20 protein-coding genes and 1 tRNA gene are annotated in these 26,900 nt (G+C 71.2%); 8 read left to right on the forward strand and 13 right to left on the reverse strand.

From position 1 onward, the window contains the following. Positions 1 to 3 precede the first annotated feature (3 nt). The 5 genes from ABH941_RS19865 to ABH941_RS19885 all read right to left on the reverse strand — a co-directional run bounded on the left by ABH941_RS19865 (position 4) and on the right by ABH941_RS19885 (position 5,577). Complete coding sequence (locus tag ABH941_RS19865; protein ID WP_370130748.1) at positions 4 to 549, reverse strand: GNAT family N-acetyltransferase; 546 nt, start codon at positions 547 to 549, stop codon at positions 4 to 6. Next, positions 542 to 1,747: a type III PLP-dependent enzyme gene (locus ABH941_RS19870; RefSeq protein WP_370130749.1), complete on the reverse strand. Its 1,206-nt coding sequence runs from the start codon at positions 1,745 to 1,747 to the stop codon at positions 542 to 544. Before ABH941_RS19870 ends, ABH941_RS19865 begins: the two co-directional genes overlap by 8 nt. Next, the gene (locus ABH941_RS19875; RefSeq protein WP_370130750.1) at positions 1,744 to 3,075 is read right to left on the reverse strand and encodes a DUF6271 family protein; all 1,332 of its coding nucleotides are present in this window, start codon (positions 3,073 to 3,075) and stop codon (positions 1,744 to 1,746) included. Before ABH941_RS19875 ends, ABH941_RS19870 begins: the two co-directional genes overlap by 4 nt. After that, entirely contained in the window at positions 3,057 to 4,148 is a 1,092-nt protein-coding gene (locus ABH941_RS19880; protein ID WP_370130835.1) for a phytanoyl-CoA dioxygenase family protein, read from the reverse strand. The genes ABH941_RS19875 and ABH941_RS19880 overlap by 19 nt, the downstream gene beginning before the upstream one ends. A 538-nt stretch (positions 4,149 to 4,686) precedes the next feature. Continuing rightward, the gene (locus tag ABH941_RS19885; protein ID WP_370130751.1) at positions 4,687 to 5,577 is read right to left on the reverse strand and encodes a helix-turn-helix transcriptional regulator; all 891 of its coding nucleotides are present in this window, start codon (positions 5,575 to 5,577) and stop codon (positions 4,687 to 4,689) included. Positions 5,578 to 5,679: 102 nt separating this feature from the next. Here ABH941_RS19885 and ABH941_RS19890 point away from each other — a divergent pair, with 102 nt between their 5' ends. Continuing rightward, a complete protein-coding gene (locus tag ABH941_RS19890; RefSeq protein WP_370130752.1) occupies positions 5,680 to 7,149 on the forward strand; it encodes an MFS transporter in 1,470 nt (489 codons plus the stop codon). An 81-nt stretch (positions 7,150 to 7,230) separates the two neighbouring features. Next, a tRNA-Ala gene (locus ABH941_RS19895) sits at positions 7,231 to 7,303 on the forward strand. Between the two features lie 46 nt (positions 7,304 to 7,349). Here the strand turns inward: ABH941_RS19895 and ABH941_RS19900 are convergent. From ABH941_RS19900 to ABH941_RS19935, 8 genes are all read right to left on the reverse strand, one after another. Further along, positions 7,350 to 7,583: a hypothetical protein gene (locus ABH941_RS19900; protein WP_370130753.1), complete on the reverse strand. Its 234-nt coding sequence runs from the start codon at positions 7,581 to 7,583 to the stop codon at positions 7,350 to 7,352. 546 nt (positions 7,584 to 8,129) lie between these two features. Beyond that, entirely contained in the window at positions 8,130 to 9,089 is a 960-nt protein-coding gene (locus ABH941_RS19905; RefSeq protein WP_370130754.1) for a LuxR C-terminal-related transcriptional regulator, read from the reverse strand. A gap of 56 nt (positions 9,090 to 9,145) precedes the next feature. Then, the gene (locus ABH941_RS19910; protein WP_370130755.1) at positions 9,146 to 9,715 is read right to left on the reverse strand and encodes a nucleoside 2-deoxyribosyltransferase; all 570 of its coding nucleotides are present in this window, start codon (positions 9,713 to 9,715) and stop codon (positions 9,146 to 9,148) included. 408 nt (positions 9,716 to 10,123) lie between these two features. Next, a complete protein-coding gene (locus ABH941_RS19915; RefSeq protein ID WP_370130756.1) occupies positions 10,124 to 11,098 on the reverse strand; it encodes a LuxR C-terminal-related transcriptional regulator in 975 nt (324 codons plus the stop codon). A 58-nt stretch (positions 11,099 to 11,156) separates the two neighbouring features. After that, positions 11,157 to 12,203, reverse strand: coding sequence for a LuxR C-terminal-related transcriptional regulator (locus ABH941_RS19920; RefSeq protein WP_370130757.1), 1,047 nt, complete (start codon positions 12,201 to 12,203; stop codon positions 11,157 to 11,159). 254 nt (positions 12,204 to 12,457) lie between these two features. Next, complete coding sequence (locus ABH941_RS19925; protein WP_370130758.1) at positions 12,458 to 13,219, reverse strand: methyltransferase domain-containing protein; 762 nt, start codon at positions 13,217 to 13,219, stop codon at positions 12,458 to 12,460. A gap of 62 nt (positions 13,220 to 13,281) precedes the next feature. Then, entirely contained in the window at positions 13,282 to 14,796 is a 1,515-nt protein-coding gene (locus ABH941_RS19930) for an NADH-ubiquinone oxidoreductase-F iron-sulfur binding region domain-containing protein (RefSeq protein WP_370130759.1), read from the reverse strand. Beyond that, the gene (locus ABH941_RS19935) at positions 14,793 to 16,229 is read right to left on the reverse strand and encodes a hypothetical protein (RefSeq protein WP_370130760.1); all 1,437 of its coding nucleotides are present in this window, start codon (positions 16,227 to 16,229) and stop codon (positions 14,793 to 14,795) included. The genes ABH941_RS19930 and ABH941_RS19935 overlap by 4 nt, the downstream gene beginning before the upstream one ends. A gap of 369 nt (positions 16,230 to 16,598) precedes the next feature. On the opposite strand from ABH941_RS19935, the gene ABH941_RS19940 reads away from it, so the two are divergent. From ABH941_RS19940 to ABH941_RS19965, 6 genes are all read left to right on the forward strand, one after another. Then, entirely contained in the window at positions 16,599 to 18,752 is a 2,154-nt protein-coding gene (locus tag ABH941_RS19940; protein WP_370130761.1) for a protease pro-enzyme activation domain-containing protein, read from the forward strand. Between the two features lie 251 nt (positions 18,753 to 19,003). After that, positions 19,004 to 21,913, forward strand: a complete 2,910-nt coding sequence (leuS, locus tag ABH941_RS19945) for a leucine--tRNA ligase (RefSeq protein WP_370130762.1) — start codon at positions 19,004 to 19,006, stop codon at positions 21,911 to 21,913. A gap of 144 nt (positions 21,914 to 22,057) precedes the next feature. Further along, a complete protein-coding gene (locus tag ABH941_RS19950) occupies positions 22,058 to 22,654 on the forward strand; it encodes a hypothetical protein (protein ID WP_370130763.1) in 597 nt (198 codons plus the stop codon). Between the two features lie 57 nt (positions 22,655 to 22,711). Next, on the forward strand, positions 22,712 to 23,551 hold the full coding sequence (locus ABH941_RS19955) for a DegV family protein (RefSeq protein WP_370130764.1): 840 nt from the start codon (positions 22,712 to 22,714) through the stop codon (positions 23,549 to 23,551). Between the two features lie 103 nt (positions 23,552 to 23,654). Beyond that, the gene (locus ABH941_RS19960; protein WP_370130765.1) at positions 23,655 to 24,500 is read left to right on the forward strand and encodes a helix-hairpin-helix domain-containing protein; all 846 of its coding nucleotides are present in this window, start codon (positions 23,655 to 23,657) and stop codon (positions 24,498 to 24,500) included. Continuing rightward, on the forward strand, positions 24,497 to 26,890 hold the full coding sequence (locus tag ABH941_RS19965) for a ComEC/Rec2 family competence protein (protein ID WP_370130766.1): 2,394 nt from the start codon (positions 24,497 to 24,499) through the stop codon (positions 26,888 to 26,890). Before ABH941_RS19960 ends, ABH941_RS19965 begins: the two co-directional genes overlap by 4 nt. The last annotated feature ends 10 nt before the right edge of the window (positions 26,891 to 26,900 follow it).

Raw genomic sequence — 26,900 nt, forward strand, 5'->3', positions numbered from 1 at the left:
GCGTCAGTCTCCTTCGTGGTGCGGGGGTGGGCCGTACGGCGGGCCGCCGAGCGGTTTGGACATGTAGACGGCGTGCGCGCCGTAGTGCACCGGTGCGGCCACCTCCTGGTGGGGCACGAATCCGTGCCGTGACCAGAAGGCGTCGGTGCCCGCGACCGCGACCAGGGAGACGTGCTGGTGCTTCAGGGCCCGCGCCACCGTTTCGAGATGGCCCAGCAGTCGCCCGGCCAGCCCGCGACGGCGCAGTTCCTCGGCGACGACCAGGTCGTGCAGGTGCAGATTGCGCGAACGGAACGCGCTCCGCTCCGACTCGCCCAGCCCCGGATAGCGGAACCTCGGGTAGGGCAGCGCCAGTGCGTAGCCGGCGATCCGCCGTCCGCGCGATCCGTGCTCCAGCACGAAGCAGGTGGTCGGCGAGGCGCGCACCCGGGACTCCAGCGCGGCCTGCTGCTCCGACAGGCCGAGCGTCGTGTAGGCGGCGGACTCCAGCGCGACGATGGCCTCCCAGTCGGGCGAGCGGATCCCGCGGATGATCGGATCCTCACCCATGGGAGCCCCGGACGCAGGTGTACCCGAGCGGCGGGAAGCCGTTGAAGCCCTGGGTGAGGTAACTGGTGGCATAGGCGCCGGCCGAGAGCACCCACACCGGATCGCCCGAGGCCAGCGCCTCGGGCACCGGGACCAGGCTGTGTCCGCGGGAGTAGGCGTCGTCGCTGTCGCAGGTGGGCCCCGCGATCACGGCGGGAACCCGCGGTGCGTCCGGGCGGTGGGTGGGGAACACCAGCCGGTACTGCATCGCGTCCATCTCGTACAGGCCGTTGAACTTGCCGCAGCTGAGGTAGAGCCAGTGCTCCCGTTCCCCGCCCGGCTGCTGACGCATCGTCAGCCTGGCGACATGGGCGCGGATCGCGCCGTGGTCGGCGACCAGGTGGCGGCCCGGCTCCATGACGAAGTCCAGGGGCCTGGCCGCCACCTCCTGAAGCCGCGCGGTGCCTTCACGGATCACGGCCAGGATCTTGTCCAGCGGAGGGTCCAGCGGCTCACCGCGCCGGTCCAGGTAGCCGAGCGCGGGCAGGCCGCCGCCGAGGTTGACGTGGTCCGGGTGGATGCCGCGCAGGTCCAGTGCCGTGAGCACGCCGGCCAGCGAGTCGAACGCCTCCCGCCAGGCCCCGGCGGTCATCTGCTGGGAGCCCACGTGCACCGACAAGCCCGCCGGGACCAGGCCCGCCGCCCGGGCCGCCGCCAGCACCGCCGGCGCGTCCTGGGCGGAGCAGCCGTACTTCCTGTTCAGCCCCCACAGCGCCCCCTCACCGCTGGTCGCCAGCCTGCAGAACACCCGCGCTCCGGGGGCGTGCAGCGCGATCGCGGCGACGTCCGCCAGACTGTCGGTGGCGAAGTCGCACACCCCCAGCCGGTAGGCCTCCGCGATGCTCCGGTCGGACTTGACGGTGTTGCCGTAGTGGATCGAGCCGGCCGGCACCCCGGTCCGCAGCGCCTGCGCGATCTCCTGCGGGGACGCCGCGTCGAACCCGGCGCCCCGCCCCGCCAGGGCGGCCAGCACCTCGTCCACCGGGCTTGCCTTGACCGCGAAGCGGACGGCGACCTGCGGCAGCTCCCGCTGCAGGGCGGTGCAGCGGTCCTCGATCCCGTCCAGATCGAAGATGATCCGGTCCCCGTCGGCGTCGGACAGAGCGTCGGACAGGGCGTCCGACAGGGCGGCGCTTACTAACCCGTTCTCATGTGTCATGTGCTGCTGTGCTCCAGCTGTCGTCGCGGTTCGAGGGAGGTGGCGGTGCCGGCGGCCCGTATCAGCGGACCCCAGACCTCGGTCAGCAGGGCGAAGTCCTCGATGTCGCGCCGGGCCTCGTCCAGCAGCCGCGGACCGCGCACGGCCAGCAGGTCGGCGAAGGCCGCGTACCGGCCGCCCAGCCTGCGGTAGCAACCGTCCAGGGTCCGCAGCCGCCGGACGTTCTCGGCCCGGTCCAGTTCGGCGCTCTCCCGCAGGAACCCGGCGATCACCGCGGGCCGCACCTGGTCCCGGTCGTCGAGCATCGACTCGCCGGCCGCCGCCATCCGGGCGTAGACGGCGTTGAAGTAGAGCATCGACAGGAAGAACTTCACCAGCCGCACGTGGTAGGCGGCGAAGCCCGCGTCGGTACGGCGCTCGGGGGTGTAGTAGTTGACGATGTGTCGGTTGTGCAGCACCCCGGGCAGTCCGGCGTCGTGCACCAGGTGGATCAGGAAGTAGTCGCTGCCGATGGTCTCGGTCCCCGGTGGCAGCGGCACCAGCTCCTGCACCTGGTGGAAACCGATGTTGGACATGTCCACCCGCATCGGGTCCACCACGGTCAGCGTCGACCGGTCACCGCTGAACGCCTCGGTACCCGCACCGCGGAACGACTCGGCGACCAACTCCCGCTTCTGCTGCGCCGACCAGTCCGTCGGCGCCCACAGGCTGACCATGTCGTGGTAGACCTCCGGGTCCAGCTTCTCGATCTCGCTGATGTCCACCGAGAGTTCGCCGATGAAGGAGGAGCCGACCATCGCCACCGGCCGGTGCGCGCGCCCCGGGTCCAGCGCGGTCTCGGTGACATACGCCGTGGCCTCGCTCGCAGGCCGGCCCAGGGACGCCAGTTCGTGGTGGACGGGATAGACGGGGACGCCGTCCAGCGACTGGTAGTGGATGTCGGAGTCGCGGCGCAGGACGGACTCGCAGCCGAGCGCCCGGGCGATCAGGAACGCCCGGTTGGTGCAGGCCCCGTAGGACGACCGGTCCGGCAGCATCAGCGACAGCACCAGCTCCGGCTGGGCCACCCGCGCCTGCTCGATCACCCCGCGCAGGAACACCCGCTGGGACGCCTCGTCGAGGTGGTGCGTCACCACGTTCGGGACGGGGGCTAAGGCGCGGACGGCGGCGGCATGCTCTGCGACGGTCTCCTCGTCGGAGGAGTCCAGGACCAGCAGGTGCACCTCGACCTCGAAGTGCCCGGCCGCGTAGGCCGCCTCCTGGTGCACGGCCGCGATCGTTCCGGCGCAGGCCCGGTCGGTGGGCAGAGTCAGACAGACACGGCGCATGCGTGGTCTCCGTTCGTGAGTTCGGACTCGCTGGCTTCGGACCCGCTGTCTGCGGGCTTGCGGTTGCCCCAGGAGTCGAGGCCCAGCAACTTGCGGCCCAGCTCGTTCAGTTCGGCCGGCCCGTAGCGCAGCGCCTCGTGCTTGACCGCGTCGCCGACCAGGGTCCCGTTCCAGTCCGGCGTGCTGAGGTGGCGCCAGGAGTCGATCCGGGAGCGCCGCAACTGCTGGTGCGACTCCAGGGCGGGCATCATCGACAGGTACTGCACCGCCCGCACCCCGTTCGCCGAGGTGTTGCGGGCGACCCCGTGGGCCAGCAGGCCGTTCCAGATCAGCAGGTCCCCGGCGCGCAGTTCCGGGCGCACCACCGGCATCAGGGCGCGGTCGACCCGGGGCCGGATCGGGTCGCGGTCCGCGGGCTGCGCCGTCTTCCAGCGGTCGAACTGGCGGAACAGCTCGGGGTTGCACTGGAACCCGCCCTCGTCAAGGGTGGTGTTGTTGAGGGCGATGAGCCCCTGCACCCGCTGCGGCAGCACCCCGAGCGAGGTGTCGACGTCCCAGTGCAGCTCGATGTCGAAGCCCCGGTCGGTGGGCGCGATCAGGGCCCGGTCACGGTTTCTGACGTTGGGCGGGTTGAGGTTCAGCCGGTCCAGGCTGACCCACAGCTCCTCGCAGCCCCACACGTCCGCGAACGCCTCGTAGACGCGCCGGGTCTGCCGGCTGTCCCAGATGAGCTGGTGCTGGTAGGCCTCGACGAAGCCGTAGATGTGCAGTTCACGGTCCAGGTCGGTGCGGTACGGGCGGTCCTCGTACCAGGTGTCCGGCCGGTCGGGGTCCAGCCCCTGGAAGTCCCAGGCGAAGTCCAGCAGGCGTGCGGCAGCGGCGGCCGGGATCGCCTGCCTCACGATGACGTAGCCGTAGGTCTGCCAGAAGGCGAAGTCCTCCGGGGAGAGGACCCGCAGCGGGCGCGGGCTTTCGAGGTCCCGCAGGGGGGTCAGGGCCAGGTACTTCTCGCCGTCCGAGCTGAAGTACGGCAGGTCGGAGGCGGCTCGGTACAGGTAGGGGTCATCAGGCATCGGCATGGGTCGCTCCACGGAATCGACACGGAATCGGCATGGGTGCGAGGCGCCGGGCAGCCCACGACGGGCTGACGCTGCGGCGGGTCATGCGCGGGCAGCACGAGAGGACGAGCAGGGAGGACGAACAGGGGGGAGGCCGACAGAGGCTCGGAGGGACTCGGATGTCGCGCAGGCCGGCTGCGCGCTGGTCAACCTGGAGAAGTCGGGGATCTTCGCGGGAGCGGCACGCTGCTTGTCTTCCTCTGGTCCAGTGCCGTCGCGTTCTTCACTCGGTGAACTCCCGCCCCACCAAATTGGACTAGACCAAGTGGTCACGTCAACAGCTGGCTCAAGGAGATTGTGTGTGCAGAATGTCATGGATATGCAAAGACCAGGCGCAGGCGCAGGTCAGTGCAGGTGCTCCGGCGACCTGCGCGGTTTCAGGCCAAAAGTCCAGGTCAGTGGCTTGATAGGGGTCCCCTTGACAGCCTCGCGCGACCCGGGACACCATCCCCTGGTCCGTACCAGCGACCCGCGGGGGAGGCGTTGCGCTCGATCAGTGCGTGTGGTCTACCACCGGCAGGCCCGGGTTGGCCATCAGCCACGCGATCCGCTGCCGGCTCTCCTCGTCCTCCGGGGTGTACACCACCAGCCGCCCCTCGGGCATGCCCATCGAGGTCAGGTTGGTCGCCGACATCCGCACCTCGCCGACCGCCGCGTGCCGGAAGATCTTGTGCCGAGTGGAGTGCGCGGCCACGTCCTGCTGCGCCCAGAGCCGGGCGAACTCCGCGCTGGCGCCGATCAGGTCGCGGATGAAGTCCTCCCAGTAGGGTTCGCCGACATGCTGCCCGTAGCCGGAGCGCAGCACCGCGACCATCCGCGGCAGTTCCTCGGCGCGGTTGACGAAGGCGTTGCAGCATTCCGGGATGGTCGCGGTGGACCACATGGTGTTGTGCCGCCCGGTCTCGGCGCGGGTGACGCCGGGGAACAGCGCCTCGTAGGCGGCGTTCCAGCGCAGGATGTCGTAACGGGCGCTGGTGATCGACGCGGGGAGCGGGGACAGCGCGTCCAGGATGGTCTGCATCTCCGGGTTCAGCGGGCAGGAGTCCATCACGGGGAGGGCCGGCTGCAGCCCGGCCAGGGTGAAGAGATGGCGGGTCTCCGCGCCGTCCAGCTTCAGGGTGCGGGCGATCGCGCTCAGGACCTGCTCGCTGGCGTTGATCGGACGTCCCTGCTCCAGCCAGGTGTACCAGGTGACACCGACACCGGCGAGCTGCGCCACCTCCTCGCGCCGCAGTCCGGGGGTGCGGCGTCGCAGGCCCGGGGCCATGCCCACGTCCTCGGGGGTGACCCGGGCCCGGCGGGCCTTGAGGAAGGCGGCGAGCTCGGTGCGTCGCGGGGCGGCGGCCAAACGGTTGCTGACAACTGCGTCGTCCATCACGCTCATGCGTTTCATGGTGCCGCATCGGCGGAACCGCTGACAGGTACTCCCAGTACCCGTATCAGCAGGCTCTAACTACCTGTACCGGATGACCGCCACGATAGTCGCATGGCCGATACGCAGATCACTCCTGACAGCACAACATCTACCCCCACCAAGCCAGTTGGGCCCAGCACCCCCGGTGCTTCGCCACCCGCGCCGACCCGGCCCGGCCTGCTGCTGGCACTGATCCTGGTCGGCCAGTTCATGGCCGTCCTGGACGTCTTCATCGTCAATGTCGCCACCCCGGTCATCCGCACCGATCTGCACGCCTCCGGGGCCGCTCTGCAACTGGTCATCGCCGGCTACACGATCGCCTACGCGGTCCTGCTGATCACCGGCGCGAGGCTGGGGGAGCGGCACGGCTTCAGCCGGGTCTTCCGGTTCGGGGTCGCCTCCTTCACCCTGGCCTCGCTGGCCTGCGGCCTGGCGCCCGGGGCCGACTCGCTGATCGGTTTCCGGATCCTGCAGGGCGTCGGCGCGGCGCTGATGGTGCCGCAGGTGATGAGCCTGATCCAGCGCATCTTCGAGGGCCCGGCCCGGTTGCGCGCCCTGGGCGGCTACAGCGCGGTGATCGGCGGCGCGGGGGCCGTCGGCCAGGTGCTCGGCGGGGTCCTGGTCAACGCCGACCTGTTCGGCTCGGGGTGGCGGCCGGTGTTCCTGGTGAACGTCCCTATCGGGGTGCTGCTACTGGTGGCGGGGCGCAAGCTGCTTCCGGCGATCCCGGGGAACCGCGAGCGCAAGCTGGACCTGGCCGGCCTGGTCACCCTCGCGGCGGCCCTGGGTCTGCTGGTGGTGCCGCTGGTCATGGGCCACGAGGAGCACTGGCCGGTGTGGGGCTGGCTGATGCTCGGCGCGAGCGTGCTGCTGTTCGCCCTGTTCGGGCTGGTCGAGAGCCGGGTGGCGGCGCGCGGCGGCAGCCCGCTGATCCGCGGCCGGGTGCTGCGTTCGCCCGGACTGCTCACGGCCGGCTCCGCGCTCTTCCTGATCATGTGCTGCGTCGGCAGCTTCATGTTCGCCATGGCGATGCACGTCCAGGCCGGGCTCGGTCTGAGCCCGCTCGACGCCGGGCTGGTCTTCCTGCCGATGTCGTTCGGCTTCGGGATCTCCGGGATGTACTGGCAGCGGCTCCCGCAGCGGATGCACCGGCAGCTCCCGGTCATCGCCCTGGCGCTGTGCGCCGTCGGCTACGCGGCGGTCGGCCTGCTGCTGAGGGACGGACAGCGGGTCGGCGCCGCCGTCGAGATCGTGCTGCTGCCGCTCGGCCTGATCGGCGGATGCGCGTACGGCCCGCTGATGGGCCGTGCGCTGGGCCGGGTCGCCCCTACCGACGCGGCGGACGCCAGCGGCGTGCTCGTCACGATGATCCAGCTCGGCAGCGTGGTCGGCGTCGCCACCCTGGGCACCCTGTTCCTGAGCCAGGTGAGCTACCCGGCGGCAGCCTCGACCTCCGGGCACGCCCTGGCGACCACCGCCGCAGGGGTCGGCATCCTGATGCTCATCGGAGCGATCCTCGCAGGTCGGAGGCGTGACAAGTAAGTGGTGGGGCGCCTTCCCGACCGTGTACAGTGAGACATGTCGCGAGCGGGACCGGAGACGGAACCCGCTCGGCGGCGGTCCGGGGCTGTAGCTCAGTTGGTAGAGCGCTTGCATGGCATGCAAGAGGTCCGGGGTTCAATTCCCCGTAGCTCCACAGTGGATCCCGTCCGGTCGAGAGACCGGGCGGGATCTTTTCGTCCTCAAGATGCCTGCGAGGCAGGTATGTTGACGCTATCTGCGGTCGCGGCACTGAGCGCCTGCGAGAGTTGGCCGATCTCGGTCTCGCTCAGCCCCATCACTCTGGCGATGCTCGCCGGTGTCGCCCCTGCTTGGAATGCGCGGACCGCCAGCTCCCACAGCTCCTCCTTGTGCTCGCGGGTGCGCAGGTGGATCTGCGCCAGTAGGGGGATGGCTTCGACGGTCTCGATTGGCATGTCCCCATCTTCTCTGCTCGGCGGTTGAGGGGGAAGTGGGTGCGAGTGCTTGTCTCAGATTCACCCTGGTGGGGGGTGGCAGTGCATCGTCGTTCATGCACCCCGCCCGACAAATGGTGAATAAGACGGGCAAAGTAGCAGCAGTGGTTCTCAGATAGCTTATGGGATGGATCGGCCTAAAAGGGGCATTCTCGTTCGATGCCGCATTTTGCCGCTTCCCCTCTGGGGCTGGTGAAGATCGTGGGCTAAGATTGGTCGGTACTTATAATGTGTTGCCATGCCCATATGGGCGCGACGGGGCACCCTCGGCCCCACCGAGAGGAGTCAACCAAAGTGAAGCGGATTCGGATCGCGGTCGGAACGCTGCTTGCAGCCGGAGCTGCGGTTGTCGGCGTGTCCCTGGGTGTGGTTGCTCCAGCCGCCTCCAGCCTGGGGTCGCATGTCACGCATGGCCAGAGCCATGTTATTGAGGCTGACTCAGGCTGGAACCAGAACGCGTCCTTGCTTAAATAGCATGGTTGATTAGGGCGACGTGCCGGCGTCGCCCTAATTGATTCCGTTCGGAAAGCGTTCGTGCAGCAGCCAGCCGAGGCGAATGGCCGAATCCGTGCCGTACTCTTCGTTGATCTCCGCACGAATTCGCGTGACCATCCGCTCGCTCAGCTGAAGATTCCTGGCTATCTGCCGGGTGCTCATTCCATCGACCAGCATGCGCATCACCGTCAGCAGCGTCTTGTCGATCGGCGCTTCTTGTCCTGGACGAGGCATGAAGTCCTCGCCCAATTGCCAGAGCACTTCGAAAATGCGTGCGAGGGCAGTAACGGTCGAGGGGTCCTGAATGAAGACCGCTCCACTGATGTCGCCGTTGTAGGGAATGATCACGGTATCGTCGATCACGAACTGACGCTGAGGCAGGTGCGCCAGTGTCCGAACACCGGCACCTGCTGCCGTGACTGCTTCCACATATGCCTGCGCAGCTGATTGGCGCCGTACTGGAGTCAGGTAGAGCATGCGGACATCGGCACCGCGCCGGACGGCATCAAGATCCCGCCCGATGACGGACTGCAGCGTCGCTGACGGCCTGGTGGCCTCCGGATGGATGGTCAGCATCCGCTCCTGGCAACTCTCCAGCAGCATGGACAGACGCTGGTCGATGGCGGGCGTCCCCGTGACCACCTCGATGGCACCGCTCTGGGACTCCTGGGCGCGTATGTACTGCTTGGTCAGGGAGGCGGTGGACTGAGGCAGCCGCGACACCCACAGCAGATCGCGAACCACTTCCTTCAGCACGCGTGATGACTGGCGTGCTGCGGCAAGCTCGGGATCTCCGGCGGCCACCACATCCGGAAACTCCGGGTCGACGGCCAACAGCCCGAACTCCAACAGATAGGCCAGGGCATCCTTGTCGCCGACCAATTGGGTGGCGTCGGCCACAGGCATCTGCCCCTGCTCGAGCACAAGGCGGTACAGCGCCTCTTCTCGGGGCGTCAGATCGCGCCGTTCCACCCGCCCGCTCCCCACAAAGGTCTGTCGGCCCGCCACAGGGCCGCGTCAGGCTGACCTTAGCTGGTGACGGTGGAAGCCGCACCCATCTCGTCGGCGCTCGGCCAGATGGTGTGGTCCGCCCAGTCGAGCGCGGTGACCAGGATCTGCTGGAGCGCTGTGGCCGACCACGAATTGTCGTAGGCGAGCGGGAAGACCGGGCAGACCTCTTCGAGGGACTCCACGAGGGGGTTGTGCTCGACCGCACGGTCGACCAGCAGGATGATCGGCTTGCGCATCGCCGAGGCCCAGCCGAGTTCCAGGGCGACGCCCGACGACAGCGGCGAGCCGACGCAGGCGACCACCACGTCGGCGGTCATCACCGCGCGGTGGGTGGAGGGGACGCGGGGGCTCTCGGCGGCACCACGAGCAACCCAGGACTGGTCGTGATGCGAGGAGAAGACGCGAACGCCACTGTTCAGCAAGGCCTCACGCAGAGCGGTCACCCGGGCCCGCAGGGCCAGGGGGAACACGCCGTCGGCGGGACCGGTCAGGCGCAGGGAGGGAGTGGCCAGAAATACCCGCAGGAGCTGTGGCTCCACAGCTGCGATCCTGTCGGCTGTGCCGTCCTCGACCAGGTACTCACTCATGCTCAGCTCCGTCGAGACAGCCGACAGCCCCGACCAGGTAGGAAGAACCAGGTCGGAGTGTCGGTGGGACTGGGGTAGAGCGGCCGGCGCCGGCGGCCCTTCGGGGGGATGACCAGATCCTCGCCCGGTGCTCGTACGTGTGTCCAGGTGTTCCCGTCGGCCACCGATGGCATGGCAAGCGATGGCCACATTCGGCCGCTGGCCCCCTCGTAGGACGGGGCGCCCGATGAGTCAGGGCCGGCTTCGGCTGCGGTGACTGGCAAACGCTGGCATGGCACATACTAGCCGCACGAAGGGCATGGACGCGCCAAGTTGGCACGCGCAAATATGGGGACACACCCCGGGCCGACCCTCCTCGGCGGTCCAGGTACGAGGCGCCGCGTCACCCCCGGTCGCGGCGCCTCGCTTTCACTCGCTCTGGGCAGCTCGTGGCCCCGGGATCGACTGACTGTCCTGCAGGGCCTGCCAGCGGCTGCCCAACGCATACAGGCCGGACACGTTGAATTTCCCCTTCAAATGGGCCAGGCGATTGCTCAGCGTGCGCTCCGAGATGCCCAGGCGGTTGGCGATGGCGTCCATGGTCAGGCCCTGGTCGAGGAAGCGCAGGATCGCCAGCTCCTCGTCGTCCAGTGAGATCGGCGTGGGGTCCCCGGTTGCCGCTGCGCCGTCCCAGTGCTGTCCCATGGCCCACAACATCTCGAAGTGGTCGACGAAGTGAGCCACCACACTGGCGTTCGAGACCTGCAGATGGCGCACTCCCGCGTCGGGCGGCGCGGACTTGTCGGTGACCTTGGAAGCCACCGCCTCCGGCAGGAAGGCGATACGGCGGTCGACGGCCAGCATCTGGGCGACCAGCCAGGGAACGGTGCGGACCTGCGCCCCGCTGCGGGTCACCGCTTCGATATGGCTGCGCAGCTGCTCCTGCTGCCGAGCCGCGTTGTGGAAGATCACCCGGACCGGGAGACCGATGGCCAGGGCGGCGCGCACACCCGAGGCCACCTGGGCGGCGGCCACGCCCGGCGGCCCCTGGGGGAGGCAAGCCAGGATCTCGTGCCCGACCCCGTGGAGGGCCTCGGCCATCGCCTGCTCTATCGCGGGTGCGCCCTGCAGGACGAGAACCTCCCCGCGCTCCCGTGCGCTGTCACGATGCTCACGGGCAAGACGCTGCAGAGAGGCCAGGAGCGGCACAGAATCATGAATCAGGCCGGCCGCGACCGAGGTATTGCGCTCGCTCCACTCGTCCGCCACGACACTCGGGTCAACCGGCGCCAGCCCGGATGGTGCCGTATCCGACTCGCGCACGAGTCCCAGGGCGAGGAGTTCCGCCACGTCCGAAGCTCTGCCGGCGAGTTCGGCGGTGGGGGACGACGCCCAGTTGGACACCAGTATTCCCAGGAACAACTGCTCGGCGCTGGAGCTGAGGACCGATTCGGGCCGTTCGTCAACCATCCTGCACGCTCCTCAACGGCTCGGAAGCATCGGGCACTTGTGCAGGGAAAGGCTGTCCCTTCAGCCCCTGCCACTTGCGGCCGAGGCCGTACAGCGAGTTCACCTCCATCTTGGTTCGGAGGGCGGTGAGCCGCTTTCCCAGTGTGCGTTCGGAGATCGAGAGGCGCGCTGCGATCGCCTCCAGGGAGAGGTCCTGGTCCAGGTACTCCAGGATCAGCCTCTCCAGCTGATCCAGTGGTGGGGCGGCTTGCGCCCCAGCTGCGGTTCCGTCCCACTGCTGACCGAGCGCCCAGGAGAACTCGAAGTGGTCGACGAAGTGTGCGACGAGCGAGGGATGCCTGGTGCAGAGAGCGGTGGCGTAGGAGACTCTGCCCCCGACCCCCATCGCGTGGAAGACCTCGCTGAGCCCGGTGGTGGGCATGAAGGCGAGCTTGCGATCAATGATGATGGCCCGGGTGAACGGCCAAGGCACGGTGCGGACGAGTTCGCCGGCCCGGGTCATGCGCTGGACGTGGTCGCGCAACATCGGCCTCTGACGTTGGTTGGTCTGGTAGAGCGTGCGGATCGTCACCCCCCGTTCCAGTGCCAGCGTGTCCTGCTGATAGGACCTGTCGAGCTCCACCTGGAGGCGTGCACCGTGCGGCTGGGCGCACAGCAATTCGAACTCGACGTTCTCAACCGCGTGTGCGATGGACTTGTTGATCTCTACAAGGCCCCGCAGATACGCCACCGGCCCGCTGGAGTCCCGCTGCGCCTCGTCGAAGGCCTCGGCAATGCCGGCCAGGCGCTCCTGCACCGCCGCCGCCTCCTGCAGCAGCCCGCTGACCTCGGTGGCCAGCCGGCGGCTCCACTGCAGGCCGACGGAGCCCGGGTCGTTGAGGATGAGCCCGCCGTGGCCGTGCCGACTGACGAGTCCCAGGTCCAGCAGTTCGCCGAGCTCCTGCGACGGGGCGGCTTCCTGCGCTGACACCCCGTTGCGGACCAACTCGGCGTAGAGCAGCTCGGCCTGCTTGCTCAGCCCCGATGTACCAGTCTCCACCGACGTTCTCCCCGATCGGATCTGTCTGCTGCCTTCCCCAGGAGCGCAAGAGCGCTGCCGATCCTAGCCACAAGCCCTGTGCGGGTTCGATCGGATGAACCTGGTGGGGTGTTCTGGTTTCCGCAGTTTCCGATTCAGGCATGCGCAAATCACTTGTTCGAAACGGATCCGGTGATCATTGTGATCATGGCATATGCGCGCAGGGGACAGCGGCACCAGCGACCCGCTGCCCCCTGCGCGCGATCGACCCGTCTTCAGACCGGCTTGCGGGCCTCGATCAGAAAGCGTGAGGTGTGCGCCACGAACGGGCCGTCGCGTCGGATCTGCCGGTCCAGTTCGCTCAGCCGGTCGCGGTACTGCTCGACAGTGAATCCGGGGACCATCCAGATCACCTTGCGCAGGAAGTAGACGACCGCGCCGATGTCGAAGAACTCGGTGCGCAGGGTCTCCGCGCGCAGGTCCACCACCTCCAGGCCGGCGGCCTCGGCCGCCTTCCGGGCGTCGTCGGGGTGACGCCCGCGGCGGGACTCCTCGGACTGCGGGCCGAGGAAGTACTCCACCACCTCGAACACACTGGCAGGGCCCACCTGCTGGGAGAAGTAGGTGCCGCCGGGCGCCAGCACCCGGGCGATCTCGTCCCACCAGGTCTGCACAGGGTGCCGGCTGGTCACCAGATCGAAGGCGGCATCGGCGAAGGGCAGCGGCGGGTCGTCCTGGTCGGCGACGAGCACGATGCCGCGCGGGTGCAGCAGTCGCGTCGCCTTGGCGAGGTTCGGGGGCCAGGACTCGGTGGCCACCGCCACCGGCGGTACGACCGGCGCCGCGGCGAGGACCTCGCCGCCCCCGGTCTGGATGTCCAGCGCCGCGCTCGCGCAGGCCCAGCGCTCGCCCATGGCACGCTGGTAGCCCCAGGAGGGGCGCTGCTCGGTGGCCCTGCCGTCCAGCCAGGAGAAGTCCCAGCCGTCGACGGACACGGACCCGGCTTCCGTCACCAACTCTTCGAAGCTTCGCATCATGGGGTCGATGGTCGCCGAGCCACCGGCCCGCTGTGAACCCGTTTATCCTCCGGCAGGTGACGTCACTGACGGTGCTTCAGTCGGAGTGCCAGGGCGGGGCACTGGCTCACCGCTCGGCGGGCGCTGTGCTCCAGCCAGGGGGCGATCGGGGTGGTGCCGATCACCGGGTAGCCGTGCGGTCCCAGGGCCACCAGTTCGGGGGCCACCGCCGCGCACAGGCCGTGGCCGTCGCACCGGGACCAGTCCACCTCCAGCGTCGCCTCCGCCTCGCCTGCGGGCACCGCCGAGGCGGTCTCCCCGGGCAGCGGCAGCAGACCCTTGACCGGACGGCCGCAGCCGCGCCCCGTCTCGTGGAGGGCCAGGTCCTCGGCGAAGACGGTCAGCGCGGACAGGACGAAGCGTGCGGTGCCGTCGGGGTGGGCGCAGGCGCCCCGCCCCCGGGTCGACGAGATGGTCCGGCGGGCCTCGTCCAGCGCGGACGAGCCGCCCCCGCCGATGGCGAGCTGGGACAGGGCGTCTGCGGTGTTCGGCAGGCCGAGCCGGCAGGGTCCGCACTGCCCGGCGGACTGTGCCGCCAGCCAGCCGGCGATCCGGGCCACCTCGCCGATCGGGCAGGTGTCGTCGGGCAGGGAGGCGATCGCTCCGGCGCCGAGAGTGCCGCCGACGGCGGCCAGACCGGCGCGGGACAGCGGCGTGTGCGCCGCGTCCGCAGGGCGCAGCCAGGCGCCGTGGTAGCCGCCGACCAGCAGCCCCTGGCCGGGCGGGATGCCACAGGTGTCCAGGACCACGCCCATCGGGGCGCCGGCCGGGACCTCGACGACCAGCGGCGGCAGCCCGGTGCGGGTGAGGGTGAGCAGCAGCGTCCCGGGCTCGGCCGGGGTTCCCACGACGGCGTAGGCGTCGGGACCGAGCCGGCCGGCGATGGCGAGCTGGGCGAAGGTCTCGGCGTTGGAGAGCAGGGTGGGGCGTCCGCGTACCCCGGCCGTTCCGCCGTCGCTGGCGCGCGCCTTGCGGACCGACGGGACCGCGGGCAGCCCGGTGACGCCCCGGATCAGTGCGCTCGACTCCCCGGCGACGAAGCGCTCGGGGAGGCAGACGGTCCGGATCGGGCAGGGGAGCATCGATTTCGCGCCCTTACGGAGGCGCTCGTCCACGGCGCGCGGCACGGCGACCTCGCCGGGGCCGCCGACGCTCACGCCGACGATGATCTCCTCGGCCCCGAAGGCCTCCGCGGCGAGGCAGGCGCCGTCCAGGATCAGATGCGGGGTGCGGGCGAGCAGCATCCGGTCCTTGGCGCAGGCCGGCTCGCCCTCGGTGGCGTTGACGACGATGACGGGACGCTGCCCGGTGCGGTCGGCGGTGGCCAGCACGGCGCGCGCCTTGCGCGCGAAGGGGAAGGCGGCCCCGCCGCGTCCGCGCATGTCAAGGCGCTCGACGAGGGCGAGCAGCTCCTCCCGGTCGTAGCGCGGCAGCGGTCCGTGCGCGGTCCGGTGGTCCTCGAGGCCGAGCCGTACGTGCTGGTCCAGGCCCGCGGTGAGCCGGGCCGGTCCCAGCCGCATGACCTCGGGGGCCGTCACCAACCGCCTCCGTGCTCGCGGGCGGTCGCGGCCTGGACCGGGATTCCGTAGGGCGGGGTGTCCCAGGTCAGGGCGGACCAGGCGCCGCTGTCGTCCATCCAGTCGGGGGTCCAGGAGTCGGCCTGCACCTGGTCGGGGGGGTAGGGGGTGCCGAAGAGGCCGGTGGGAACGGCGAAGCCGTGCGGCGGGGTCTCGGCCAGGGTCGGGTGCGGCCGGGCGTTGCCGTCGCCGGCCCAGGGGGAAGGCGCCGCGGGGTAGCCGTAACCGCCGGTCTCGGCGTAGGAGTAGTCGGGCTGATAGGCGTACTGAACGTTCCCGGCGTACTGGACCGGCTCGGCGTAAGTGACCGGCTCGGCGTAAGTGACCGGCTCGGCATAGGAGACAGGTTCGGCGTACGCCATCGGCACGGCGTACGGGACCTGCTCGGCGTACGGGACGTACTGGGGCTGAAGCTGGGGTTCGGGCTGGGGCACGTACTGCGGCTGTGCCAGGTACTGCGGCTCGGGGACGTACTGCGGCTGGGGCACGTACTGCGGTTCGGGGGCCGCGACCGGCATGACCGCGGTGACCGGCTCCGGGACGTACTCGGGCTCGGGCGCGGACACGGGTTCCGCCGGGGCCTCCGCAGGAGACGGCAGCTGGGCGTGGACCGCGAGCGTCAGCTCCTCCTCGGCCACGCTGCCATAGCTGGTGGCCGGGGACGCCTCGCGCGCCAGCAGCGTCCGGTCCGTGCGCCGCCGGGCCTTGCTCCGTTCGGCCGAGCCCAGCACCCGGACCACCAGGGCCAGCCCCACCATCGCCACGCAGATCCCGTAGCTCCACAGCACGTACGTGGCCGCTGCCCGGCCCGCGGTCAGGCCGTGCGCCAGCGCGATCGGCCAGCAGGCGTAGGCGCTGCCGTGCAGCAGCCGCCAGAGCCAGGGCCAGCGGCTGCCGGCGAAGCGGCCGCGGACCGCGCCGGTCACTGCCGCGAGCACCAGCAGATCGGCGGCGATCACGCCGAGGCTCACCGCGAAGGTGGCCCCGCCGCTGAACGGGAGGATCACCACCAGCGGCGAAGCCTCCTGCTCGGCCACCTTGACGGCGATATGGGTGACCAGGAAGCCCAGCGCCGCCACCGCCGTCGCCCGGTGTATGGACTGCATCGCCACCCGCTGCTTGATGCTCAGCACCAGACGGTCGGTGGCGGCGAGTCCGCAGACCACGGCGGCGGTGAGTGAGAGCAGGGTGAAGACTCCGGCGAAGTAGTCCAGGAAGGCCATCAGCCGGCCGGCCGTTCCGGCGAGCGCGCTGCCCATGCTGGGGGCGCCCGCTCCACCGCCGAGTGCCCGCAACGAGGTGGCCCCGATGGTCACCGCAGCGGTGACCACGAGCAGGAACACCGGGAAGGGGATGGAGCGCGCGGATGCGCTGCGCTTGTTACGGGCGGTCATCGTGATGCCTCCGACTCGTCCAAGTGATGCCGACATGCGGCCCTGGATCGCGCTTCCCCCGAATCGCTTGCGTGGCCGTGATGCTACCGAGATGTTCGGGCCGAACCGAAGGCTCGGCTGAAACCCATACGGAGGTGAGTGTCGTGACCTACTGTTTGCGCACCCGGGTCACCGCAATACGGGCTGTTCGGCGCTCCGCAGGCCCGTCGGCGTGCGACGGCGCGGCCGGTAGCAGGGCCGATGTTGGCCCGAACTGATGATTATTCAGCTGATGATCCGCCAATCGGACGCGGGAAACCGTTAGAGCCGACCTCCGGAGCACATCGTCTTGAGGACATATCAGGACATGCTCCCGCCCGAGAGGCCCCCATGCGTTCCACCAGAGAACCATCGCCGTCGACCCGCTTGTCCCGGTTGCCCGGTTTTGCCCAGTCTTCGCGCTCCCGCGCCGCCGCCCTGCTCGCCCTGCCGCTGGTCATGGCGGGCGTCGCCGCGCCGTCCGCGGCGGCCCAGGGGCGCCAGGACCGGGTGGTACTTCCGGCCACCCTCCCGGCCTGGGCCGCGCCCTCGGCGGACCGGGGCGCGGTGGCGGAGGAGGCGCAGGTCACGGTGCGGGTCTACCTCGCCGGGCGGAACCGGGGCGGTCTTGAAGCGCTGGCCGGGGCCGTGTCCGACCCCCACTCGCGTTCCTACGGCCACTATCTGACGCCGCACCAGCTCAAGGAGCGCTTCGGGGCGACACGGGAGCAGGAGCAGGCCGTCCGCGGCTGGCTCACCTCGGCAGGGTTCCGGGTCCTGGCCACCACCCCGCACTTCCTCTCCGTGCAGGGCGACGCCAAGGCGGTCCGGCAGGCCTTCGGCACCCGGCTGCACTCCTTCCGCAAGGACGGCAGGACCTACCGCGCGCCCGCCGCCGCGGCCACCGTCCCCACCGCCGTCGCCTCGGCGGTGCTCGCGGTGACCGGCCTCGACGACGCCCCGCACATCGCCCGCCCGGCGAACGCCGGGCTCGACGCCGGCGCCGACGCCGGCGCCCTCGCCGCGCCGCGGACCGACCACAGCCGTCGCGACCTGCTGCCCCCGCCCGCAGCGGCCTTCGCCAACTCCGGCCCGTTCTCCGACTACTTCGGCGCCAACCCCGCGACCGGCACCCCGACCGCGTACGGCCTGATCCAGCCGTACGCGCTGCGCGGCTACACCGGCGGGCAGCTGCGCCACGCCTACGGCGTCGACGGCGCCCGGGCGACCGGCGCGGGCGTCACCGTCGCCATCGTGGACGCCTACGACTCGCCGACCATCGGCGCGGACGCCGCCGCCTACGCGGCCGCCCACGGCGACCCCGCGTACCGTCCCGGCCAGTTGAGCCGGACCGGCCCGGAGAACTGGACCGACACCGAGGACCCGAGCGCAGCCTTCCCCAACGGCTGCGGCGCCTCCGGCTGGTACGGCGAGCAGTCGCTGGACGTGGAGGCGGTGCACGGCGTCGCCCCCGGCGCCGACATCCTCTACTCGGCGGCCGCCTCCTGTCAGGACTCCGACCTCAGCGACGCGCTGAACCGGATCGTCGACGGCCGGCTCGCCGACATCGTCAGCAACTCCTGGGGCGAGCCGGAGAGCGGCAGCGACCCCGCCTCCGACCCGGTCTACGACGACATCTTCATGCGCGGCGCGGCCCTGGGTATCGGCTTCTACGCCGCCACCGGCGACGACGGCGACTACAAGGCCAAGACCGGGGTCCGGGAGGTCGGCATGCCGGCCGCGCTGCCCTGGGTGACCGCGGTCGGCGGCACCTCGCTGGCCACCGACAAGAGCGGCGACTACCGCTTCGAGACCGGCTGGGGCAACGACACCGCGCGGCTGGCCAAGGACGGCCGGAGCTGGCTGAAGCTCCCGGGGACGTTCACCGGCGGCGCGGGCGGCGGCACCAGCGCCCGGGTCAAGGAGCCGTCCTACCAGAACCGTGTGGTCCCCTCGGAACTCGCCAGGTCCGGGGCCACGCTCCACCGGGTCGTGCCGGACATCGCGGCCTTGGCCGACCCCGCGACCGGCTTCCTGGTCGGCCAGACCGAGACCTGGCCGGACAACACCGTCCACTACGGCGAGTACCGGATCGGCGGCACCAGCCTGGCCACCCCCGTGATCGCCGCCATCCAGGCCCTCGCCCAGCAGGCCCGGGGCGGCAGGCCGCTGGGCTTCGCCAACCCCGCGCTCTACGCCCGCTACGGCACGCCGGCCTTCCACGACGTCACCGACACCCCGCTCGGCGCCGGCACCACGCTGGCGATGGTCCGCAAGGACTTCCACAACGGCGCCAACGCGGACGACGGAATCGACACCACGCTGCGGACCATGGGCCACGACTCCTCACTGCACGCCGTCACCGGCTTCGACGACGTGACCGGTCTCGGCACACCCACGGCGCAGTACCTGGCCTCCTACCTGCCGAGCTCTCCTGCCGTCGGCCCTGTCGCCGCCCCCGTCGCCGGCAGGTCGCACGGCGTCACCGGGGCACCACAGCGCTAGTCCGGCAGAACCGCCCGGCGGCAGAGGTCATGCAGCGCGGCTGAGGGGCGGGCGAGCGGATCCGGCACTGCGGTACCCTGTGCCCATGCGATCCGTGCGCCTGCTTCTTAGCCGGCCGCGCTGACGAGGACCGGCTTCAGGCCGGAGTCAGCGTGGCGACCCCTCATGTAGAGGGGTCTTTCTGCGTTTTTGAACTGTTTGCACAGTCGGAGCAGTCGGCAGCGAGCAACCCCTGATGGAGTCTGAGGACGATGAGCGAGACCACACCCGAGGCGCCCGAGGCGTACCGCTACACCCCCGCACTGGCAGCGAGGATCGAGAGCGACTGGCAGGACCGCTGGGAGCGCGAGCGCACCTTCGAGGCGCCCAACCCGGTGGGAGACCTGGCCGGTGACACCGGCGCCGCGGACGTCGAGTCCCGTCCGCATGCCTTCATCATGGACATGTTCCCGTACCCCTCCGGCTCGGGCCTGCACGTCGGCCACCCGCTGGGCTACATCGCCACCGACGTCTACGCCCGCTACCTGCGGATGACCGGCCACAACGTGCTGCACACCATGGGCTTCGACGCCTTCGGGCTGCCGGCCGAGCAGCACGCCGTGGCGACCGGCACCCACCCCCGGGTGTCCACCGAGGCTGCGATGGAGATGTACCGCCGACAGCTGCGCAGCCTGGGCCTGGGCCACGACAAGCGCCGCTCGATCGCCACCATCGACCCCACGTACTATCGCTGGACGCAGTGGATCTTCCTGCAGATCTTCAACTCCTGGTACGACCCCGAGGCCGGCCCGGTGGGCGAGTCGGGCCCGACCGGCGCGGCCCGCCCGATCACCGAGCTGGTCGCCCGCTTCGAGCGCGGCGAGCAGGCCACCCCGGACGGCCGCCCCTGGGCCGCGCTGAGCTCGGTCGAGCGCGGCGAGGTGCTGAGCGACTACCGGCTGGCCTACATCAAGCAGGCCCCGGTCAACTGGTGTCCCGGGCTGGGCACGGTGCTGTCCAACGAGGAGGTCACCGCGGACGGCCGCTCCGAGCGCGGCAACTTCCCGGTGTTCAAGTCCAATCTGCGCCAGTGGATGATGCGGATCACCGCCTACGGCGACCGGCTGATCGACGACCTGGACCTGCTGGACTGGCCCGACGCCATCAAGCTGCAGCAGCGCAACTGGATCGGCCGCAGCGAGGGCGCCAAGGTCGCCTTCGCCGTCGCCGGCCGCCAGGATGCCGCGATCAGCGTCTTCACGACCCGTCAGGACACCCTGTTCGGCGCCACCTACATGGTGCTGGCCCCTGAGCACGAGCTGGTCGACAGCATGGTCCCGGCCGCCTGGCCGAGCGCCGACCTGCCGGAGGAGTGGACCGGCGGTCATGCGACCCCGACCGAGGCCGTCACCGCCTACCGCAAGCTGGCCGCCAGCAAGTCCGACGTGGAGCGCCAGGCCGACGCCAAGGCCAAGACCGGCGTGTTCACCGGCGCCTACGCGGTCAACCCGGTCAACGGCGAGCAGATCCCGGTGTTCATCGCCGACTATGTGCTGATGGGCTACGGCACCGGCGCGATCATGGCCGTCCCGGCGCACGACGGCCGCGACTTCGCCTTCGCCCGCGCCTTCAAGCTGCCGGTCCGCTGCGTGGTGCAGCCCAGCGACGGCCGCGGCACCGACGCCTCGACCTGGGACGACGCCTTCGTCTCCTACGACGCGGCGATCGTGAACTCAGCGAACGCTGAGGTCTCGCTGGACGGCCTGGGCGTCGTCGACGCCAAGCGCACCATCACCGAGTGGCTGGCGGCCCGGGGAATCGGCGAGGGCACCGTCAACTTCAAGCTGCGCGACTGGCTGTTCAGCCGCCAGCGCTACTGGGGCGAGCCCTTCCCGATCGTCTACGACGAGGACGGCGTGGCCCACCCGCTGCCCGACTCCATGCTGCCGGTCGAGCTGCCCGAGATCGACGACTACTCGCCGCGCACCTTCGACCCGGACGACGCCGACACCTCCCCGGAGACGCCGCTGTCGCGCCGCGAGGACTGGGTCACGGTGGAGCTGGACCTGGGCCAGGGCGAGGGGGTGCGGACCTACCGGCGCGAGACCAACACCATGCCCAACTGGGCCGGCTCCTGCTGGTACGAGCTGCGCTACGTCGACCCGGACAACAGCGAACTGGTCGTCGACCCGGTCAACGAGCAGTACTGGATGGGCCCGGACGCGGACAAGCCGGCCGGCGGCGTCGACCTGTACGTCGGCGGCGCCGAGCACGCGGTGCTGCACCTGCTGTACTCCCGGTTCTGGCACAAGGTGCTGTTCGACCTGGGGCATGTCAGCTCCAGGGAGCCGTTCCACAAGCTGTTCAACCAGGGCATGATCCAGGGTCAGGTCTACCGCGACTCCCGTGGGTTCCCGGTCCCGGCCGCCGAGGTGGAGGAGCGCGACGGCGCCTGGTACTACCAGGGCGAGCAGGTCAGCCGGGAGATCGGCAAGATCGGCAAGTCGCTGAAGAACGTGGTCGCGCCGGAGGAGGTCACCGGCGAGTACAGCGTGGACACGCTGCGGCTGTACGAGATGGCGATGGGCCCGCTGGACGTCTCCCGCCCGTGGGACACCCGGGCCGTGGTCGGCTCGTTCCGCTTCCTGCAGCGGCTGTGGCGCACCGTCGTGGACGAGGAGTCCGGCGCGCTGGTCGTCACCGAGGAGGTGCCGGACGAGGCCACCCTGCGGGCGCTGAACAAGGCCATCGACGGCATCCGCGCCGACCTGGCCGGGCTGAAGTTCAACACGGCGGTCGCCAAGGCCACCGAGCTGAACAACTTCCTGGTCAAGCGCGGCTCGACGCCGCGGGTCGTGGCCGAGCAGGTGGTGCTGCTGGTCGCGCCGCTGGCCCCGCACATTGCCGAGGAGCTGTGGAGCCGGCTGGGCCACCCGACCTCGCTGGCGCACCACCCGCTGCCGGTCGCCGACCCGGAGTACCTGGTGGACGAGACGGTGACCTGCGTGGTGCAGGTCAAGGGCAAGGTCAAGGCCCGGCTGGAGATCCCGCCGACGATCTCGGACGCGGACCTGGAGGCGCTGGCGCTGGCCGACCCCGCCGTGGTCGCGGCGTTGGGCGGCGCCGAGGTGCGCAAGGTCATCGTCCGGGCGCCCAAGCTGGTGAACATCGTCACCGGCTGACACACCCGACGGGCTGAGGCTCAGGGGGATCCCGCTCGGGGTCCCCCTGACCTTTCCCTGGCTTTCGCGGTTCCGGGCCGGAACGGATAGGCGGGCGCGTGCGCACGGCTTACCGTGGGGGAGAAGCCTGGGAGGAGATCCTCAGTGGAACTGTTGGTCGTGCTGATCGGACTGCTCGTCCTGCTGGCGGGCACGGTCGTCGGCGTGGCGGCGCTGGCCGTCGTCAAGACGAAGCGGGCAGTGGCCAAGGCCGCCCCGCAGGCGCGGCGGGCGGTCGAGGACGTCGGGATCAGGGCCAGGTCGCTGACCCGGGGCGGGGTGCAGGGCAAGGTGTCCGCACTGCGGGCCGAGGTCAGGGCGGCGCTGGCGGCCTCGCGCCGGGTGCTGGAGGCCGGCTCGGTGGAGGACACCCAGCTGGACGACGCGATGGCACTGCTCGGCCGCTTGGAGGGACACGCGGCGGTGCTCGACGGCGAACTGCGGCTGCTGGAGCGGGAACCGGAGCTCAGCAGGGTCGAGGCACGGTTCGCGGTGGCGAAGGAGCGCGGCGAGCGGATCGTGCATCTCGCGTCCTCGCTGCGCTGGGCCGCCCAGGACCGGCTGCACCGCTTCGCGGACGACGACCTGGTGCGGCTGGGCGAGGAGTGCGAGGCGGAGGCCGGTGCGCTGCGGCACTGGACGCCGGTCGAGGACCTGGCCATGCCGGTCGCGGACAGGACCGCGAAACGCCTGCCCAGCTGATGTCAACAGGGGTTTCGGCCCTGTCCCTGGTAGGTCCTGGCAGGTAATCTCCCCGATATGCCCGTCGCTCTGGTCACCGATTCCACCGCCTACCTCCCGGACGAGGCGGTAGCGCGGTACGGCATCGACGTGGTGCCGCTGAGCGTGGTGGTGGGCGACCGGGTGCTGGCGGAGGGCATAGAGGTCACCCCGGGGGACGTGGCTGACGCCCTGCGGAGAAAAGTGCAGGTCACAACGTCGCGGCCGAATCCGGAGGCCTTCGCGGCGGCGTACCGTGCTGCCGCCGAGCGGGGCGCCGAGGGCGTGGTCTCGCTGCATCTGTCGGCCGAGCTGTCCGGCACCTACGAGGCGGCCGTGCTGGCCGCCGAGGCCGCCGAGATCCCGGTGCGGGTGGTGGACACCCGGATGGTCGCGATGGCGCTCGGCTACTGCGTGCTGACCGCCGCCGAGGTGGCCGGGAACGGCGGCGGAGTGGACGAGGTCGCCACCGCGGCGGAGAAGCGGGCCGGGGCCACCACTGGGTTCTTCTACGTGGACACCCTGGAGTACCTGCGGCGCGGCGGACGGATCGGCGCGGCCCGGGCGATGCTGGGGTCGGCGCTCGCGGTCAAGCCGCTGCTGCACCTCTCCGGTGGCCGGATCGAACCGTTGGAGAAGGTGCGTACGTCAAGCCGGGCCATCGCGCGGCTGGAGGAGATAGCGATACACCAGGCCGGCACAGGCGAGGTCGACCTGGCGGTGCACCACCTGGCGGCGGAGGCCGGAGCGCGGCAGCTCGCCGAGCGGCTGCGGGAGCGGGTTCCCGGGCTGCGGGAGCTGTATGTCGGCGAGGTCGGCGCGGTGATCGGGGCGCATGTGGGCCCCGGACTGCTGGCAGTCGTCGTCTCCCCGCGCTGAGGTTCACCCCTGCGGGTGAGCAGGTTCTGCACACCCCCGGGTTTGTCCACAGGGCGTCAGCTGGCGTGCCGTGGGCGGCTTTTGCCGGGCTAACGTCGGCCCCATGAGGACCTTGACGCGGGACCGCGACACCACGACAGAGCTGGTACGGCAGCGCATGGACGCGCTGTTCGACCCCGTGCCCATGGGGCGTGGACGGGGGGAGGAGGCTGCAGCGCGAGCACCGGTGGCGGAGGCAGCGCCGCCGCCGGTGCCGTCACCTCTGGCGCCCGCGCCGTCACCGCGGCCGGCGTCCCTGTCGGTACGGCGGCGGCTGCCGCTGGCCCTGCAGGAGCGCCTGGACCTGGACCGGCGGGCCGTGGTCGGCCTGTCGGTGCTGCTGGTGCTCGGCGTCGGCTATGGGGCGCAGCAGTTCTGGGCCGGGCGGCCGGAGCCGGTCGCCGTGCCGACGGCCGAGGCCGGTGCCGCTCCTTCGCCGTCGGCATCACCGTTGCCGTCCGGCCGGTCGTCGGCCCTGGCGCCCTCGGCGGCGGGCGGCAGGGTGGTCGTTGACGTCGCCGGACGGGTCCGGGAGCCGGGCGTGCGTACGCTGCCGGCCGGAGCGCGGGTGCAGGACGCGCTGAAGGCCGCCGGGGGAGCGGCGCCGGGGACGGATCTGACCGGACTGAATCTGGCGCGCCGCCTGAATGACGGCGAGGAGATCATCGTGGGCGCCGCTCCGGCGGCGGCCGCCGCAGGCTCCCCAGGCCGCCCGGCCGGTCCGCTCAGCCTGAACTCGGCGACGGTCGAGCAGTTGGACGCGATGCCCGGCATCGGTCCGGTGCTGGCGCAGCGGATCATCCAGTACCGGGACCAGCACGGTGGATTCACCTCGGTCGACCAGCTGCGCAAGGTCAGCGGTTTTGGTGAGCGCAGGCTCGCCGACCTGCGGGCCAAGCTCCAGCCATGAGCGGCACGGGAGCGGGTCCGCCGGATCAGGCGAAGGCGCCTCCGGACCTGCGGCTGGTCGGTCCCGCGCTGGTGGTGTGGGCGACGACGGCCGTGGTGCTGGGGGCCGGTCCCGGCGCGGTGCTGTGGGGCGTCGCCGGAGTGGCCGTCACCGTGGGCGGGGCCGTGCTGCTGCTCTGGTCGGGGCAGGGATCCCGAGGCCGTCAGCTCGCCGCGCTGCTGCTGAGCGTCGGCGCCGCGGTGGTGGCCGCGACGATGGCGACGGCCGATCTGCACCGGGGGCCGCTGCCGGGTCTGGCGCGGCGTCAGGCCGTGGTGGAGGTCGGGCTGACGGTCACCAGGGACCCCCGGGAGGGCGCGGGCGGCGGCTCGACGCCGTATGTCGTGGTCCGGGCGACCGTCGACCGCGTCGAGGGCATGTCGGTGCGGACGCCGGTCACCGTGCTCGCTGAGGGCTCCGAGGCCGGGCGCTGGCTGGCGCTGCTGCCGTCGACCCGGCTGGTGGTGTCAGGACGGCTGCACGCGGTGGAGGGTGGGGACGTCGCCGCGCTGCTGGTCGTCCGTGGGCCGCCGGAGGTGGTGGCCGGTCCTGACCCGGTGCAGCGGGCCGCCGGGTCACTGCGGGCCGGGCTGCGGTCGGCGGTGCTGCCGCTGGACGCCGACCCCAGGGCGCTGCTGCCGGGCTTGGTCGTGGGCGACACCAGTGCGGTGCCGCCGGATCTGGAGGAGGCATTCAAGGCGACCGATCTTGCGCACATTACTGCTGTATCCGGTGCGAACCTCTCGATCGTGCTGGTGCTGCTGGTCGGGGCGGCGGCGCGGGCCCGGACGGTGGAGCGCGGTGGTCTGGCGGCCCGAGTGGGGCTTCCGCTGCGGGTCACGGCCGGCTGCGGGGCGGCGCTGACGGTGGGGTTCGTGATCCTCTGCCGTCCGGACCCCAGCGTGCTGCGGGCCGCGGCCACCGGCTTGATCATGCTGCTGGCGCTGGCCACCGGCCGTCGGACGGCTCCGCTGGCCGCCCTGGCCGGGGCGACCCTGTTGCTGATGCTGGTGGATCCCTGGCTCGCCCTGTCCTACGGCTTCGCCCTCTCGGCCGTGGCCACCGCCGGGCTGTTGACACTGGGCCCGCGCTGGGCCGAGGCCCTGACCCGCCGGGGCTGGCCGACGTGGGCGGCCGAGGCGCTGGCCTGCGCGGCGGCCGCGCAGGCGATGTGCGGTCCGGTGCTGGTGGCGAAAGCGGCGCGGGTGAGCCTGGTGGCCATCCCGTGCAATCTGCTGGCCGAGGCGGCGGTCGCCCCGGCCACGCTGCTGGGCTTCGCGGCGCTGGCCACCGCGCCGGTGTCGATGGGCGCGGCGGAGTTCCTCGCCTGGCTGGCCTCCTTCCCCACTGAGTGGATCATCGCGCTGGCCCGCTTCGCCGCCGCTCTGCCCGGCGCCGAGGTCGCCTGGCCCGGCGGCTGGGGCGGCGCGGCCCTGCTGGCCGCAGTCACCTGCGCGGCAGTGGCCTGCCTGCCGGTGCTGCGGCACCGTACGGTCGCCGTGGGGCTGGCGCTGTCGCTGCTGGCGGTACTGCTGCGGCCGGCGCCACTGACCCGGCTGGTGACCGGCTGGCCGCCGGACCACTGGCGGGTCGTCATGTGCTCGGTGGGGCAGGGCGACGCGGAGGTGGTCTCGGCCGGGGACGGCTCGGCGCTGGTGATCGACGCGGGCCCGGACCCGCACGCCGTGGACCGGTGCCTCCGCGGCCTGGGCATCGTCCGGATCCCGCTGCTCCTGCTGACGCACGACCACGCGGACCATGTCGAGGGCCTGCCCGGGGTGCTCCACGACCGTCAGGTGGGCGCGATCGAGACCACGCCCAGCCAGGACCCGCCCGGCGAGTGGGCCAGGATCCGCCGCTGGGCCGGGGAGGCCCGGGTCCCGCTGCTCACCGCCGCCGCAGGCGAGAGCCGCAGCCTCGGCGCGCTGCGCTGGCAGGTGCTGTGGCCTGACGGCCCGTTGGACGCCGCCGTCCGCGGCCCCAACAACGCCAGCGTCGCCCTGCTGGTCACCGCCCCGGGTCTGCGGATGGCCTTCTTGGGCGACCTGGAACCCCCGGCCCAGGCGCGCCTCCTGGAACACCTGGACGCCTATCCCGGCCTGCGCCGGCTGGACGTGCTCAAGGTCGCCCACCATGGATCCGCGAAGCAGGACCCCGACCTGATCAGCGCCCTGGCTCCCCGGCTGGCCCTGATCTCCTGCGGCATAGGCAACTCATACGGACACCCCGCACCCGCCACCGTCTCGCTGCTCCGCTCCCTCGGCGCCACCGTCCTGCGCACCGACGTCCAGGGCGACCTCGCCGTCCTGGACACCGGCGGTCGGCTGTCCGTGGCGACCCATGGCCCGTAAGCGATAATCC

It is taken from the genome of Streptacidiphilus sp. EB103A (assembly GCF_041261405.1).
Taxonomy (GTDB): Bacteria; Actinomycetota; Actinomycetes; order Streptomycetales; family Streptomycetaceae; genus Streptacidiphilus.

Excerpts from the sequence above, each read along its gene's own strand:
- ABH941_RS19865 (WP_370130748.1), bottom strand. The coding sequence starts at position 549 with ATGGGTGAGGATCCGATCATCCGCGGGATCCGCTCGCCCGACTGGGAG.
- ABH941_RS19870 (WP_370130749.1), bottom strand. The coding sequence starts at position 1,747 with ATGACACATGAGAACGGGTTAGTAAGCGCCGCCCTGTCGGACGCCCTG.
- ABH941_RS19875 (WP_370130750.1), bottom strand. The coding sequence starts at position 3,075 with ATGCGCCGTGTCTGTCTGACTCTGCCCACCGACCGGGCCTGCGCCGGA.
- ABH941_RS19880 (WP_370130835.1), bottom strand. The coding sequence starts at position 4,148 with ATGCCTGATGACCCCTACCTGTACCGAGCCGCCTCCGACCTGCCGTAC.
- ABH941_RS19885 (WP_370130751.1), bottom strand. The coding sequence starts at position 5,577 with ATGAGCGTGATGGACGACGCAGTTGTCAGCAACCGTTTGGCCGCCGCC.
- ABH941_RS19890 (WP_370130752.1), top strand. The coding sequence starts at position 5,680 with ATGGCCGATACGCAGATCACTCCTGACAGCACAACATCTACCCCCACC.
- ABH941_RS19900 (WP_370130753.1), bottom strand. The coding sequence starts at position 7,583 with ATGCCAATCGAGACCGTCGAAGCCATCCCCCTACTGGCGCAGATCCAC.
- ABH941_RS19910 (WP_370130755.1), bottom strand. The coding sequence starts at position 9,715 with ATGAGTGAGTACCTGGTCGAGGACGGCACAGCCGACAGGATCGCAGCT.
- ABH941_RS19925 (WP_370130758.1), bottom strand. The coding sequence starts at position 13,219 with ATGATGCGAAGCTTCGAAGAGTTGGTGACGGAAGCCGGGTCCGTGTCC.
- ABH941_RS19935 (WP_370130760.1), bottom strand. The coding sequence starts at position 16,229 with ATGACCGCCCGTAACAAGCGCAGCGCATCCGCGCGCTCCATCCCCTTC.
- ABH941_RS19940 (WP_370130761.1), top strand. The coding sequence starts at position 16,599 with ATGCGTTCCACCAGAGAACCATCGCCGTCGACCCGCTTGTCCCGGTTG.
- leuS (WP_370130762.1), top strand. The coding sequence starts at position 19,004 with ATGAGCGAGACCACACCCGAGGCGCCCGAGGCGTACCGCTACACCCCC.
- ABH941_RS19955 (WP_370130764.1), top strand. The coding sequence starts at position 22,712 with ATGCCCGTCGCTCTGGTCACCGATTCCACCGCCTACCTCCCGGACGAG.
- ABH941_RS19960 (WP_370130765.1), top strand. The coding sequence starts at position 23,655 with ATGAGGACCTTGACGCGGGACCGCGACACCACGACAGAGCTGGTACGG.
- ABH941_RS19965 (WP_370130766.1), top strand. The coding sequence starts at position 24,497 with ATGAGCGGCACGGGAGCGGGTCCGCCGGATCAGGCGAAGGCGCCTCCG.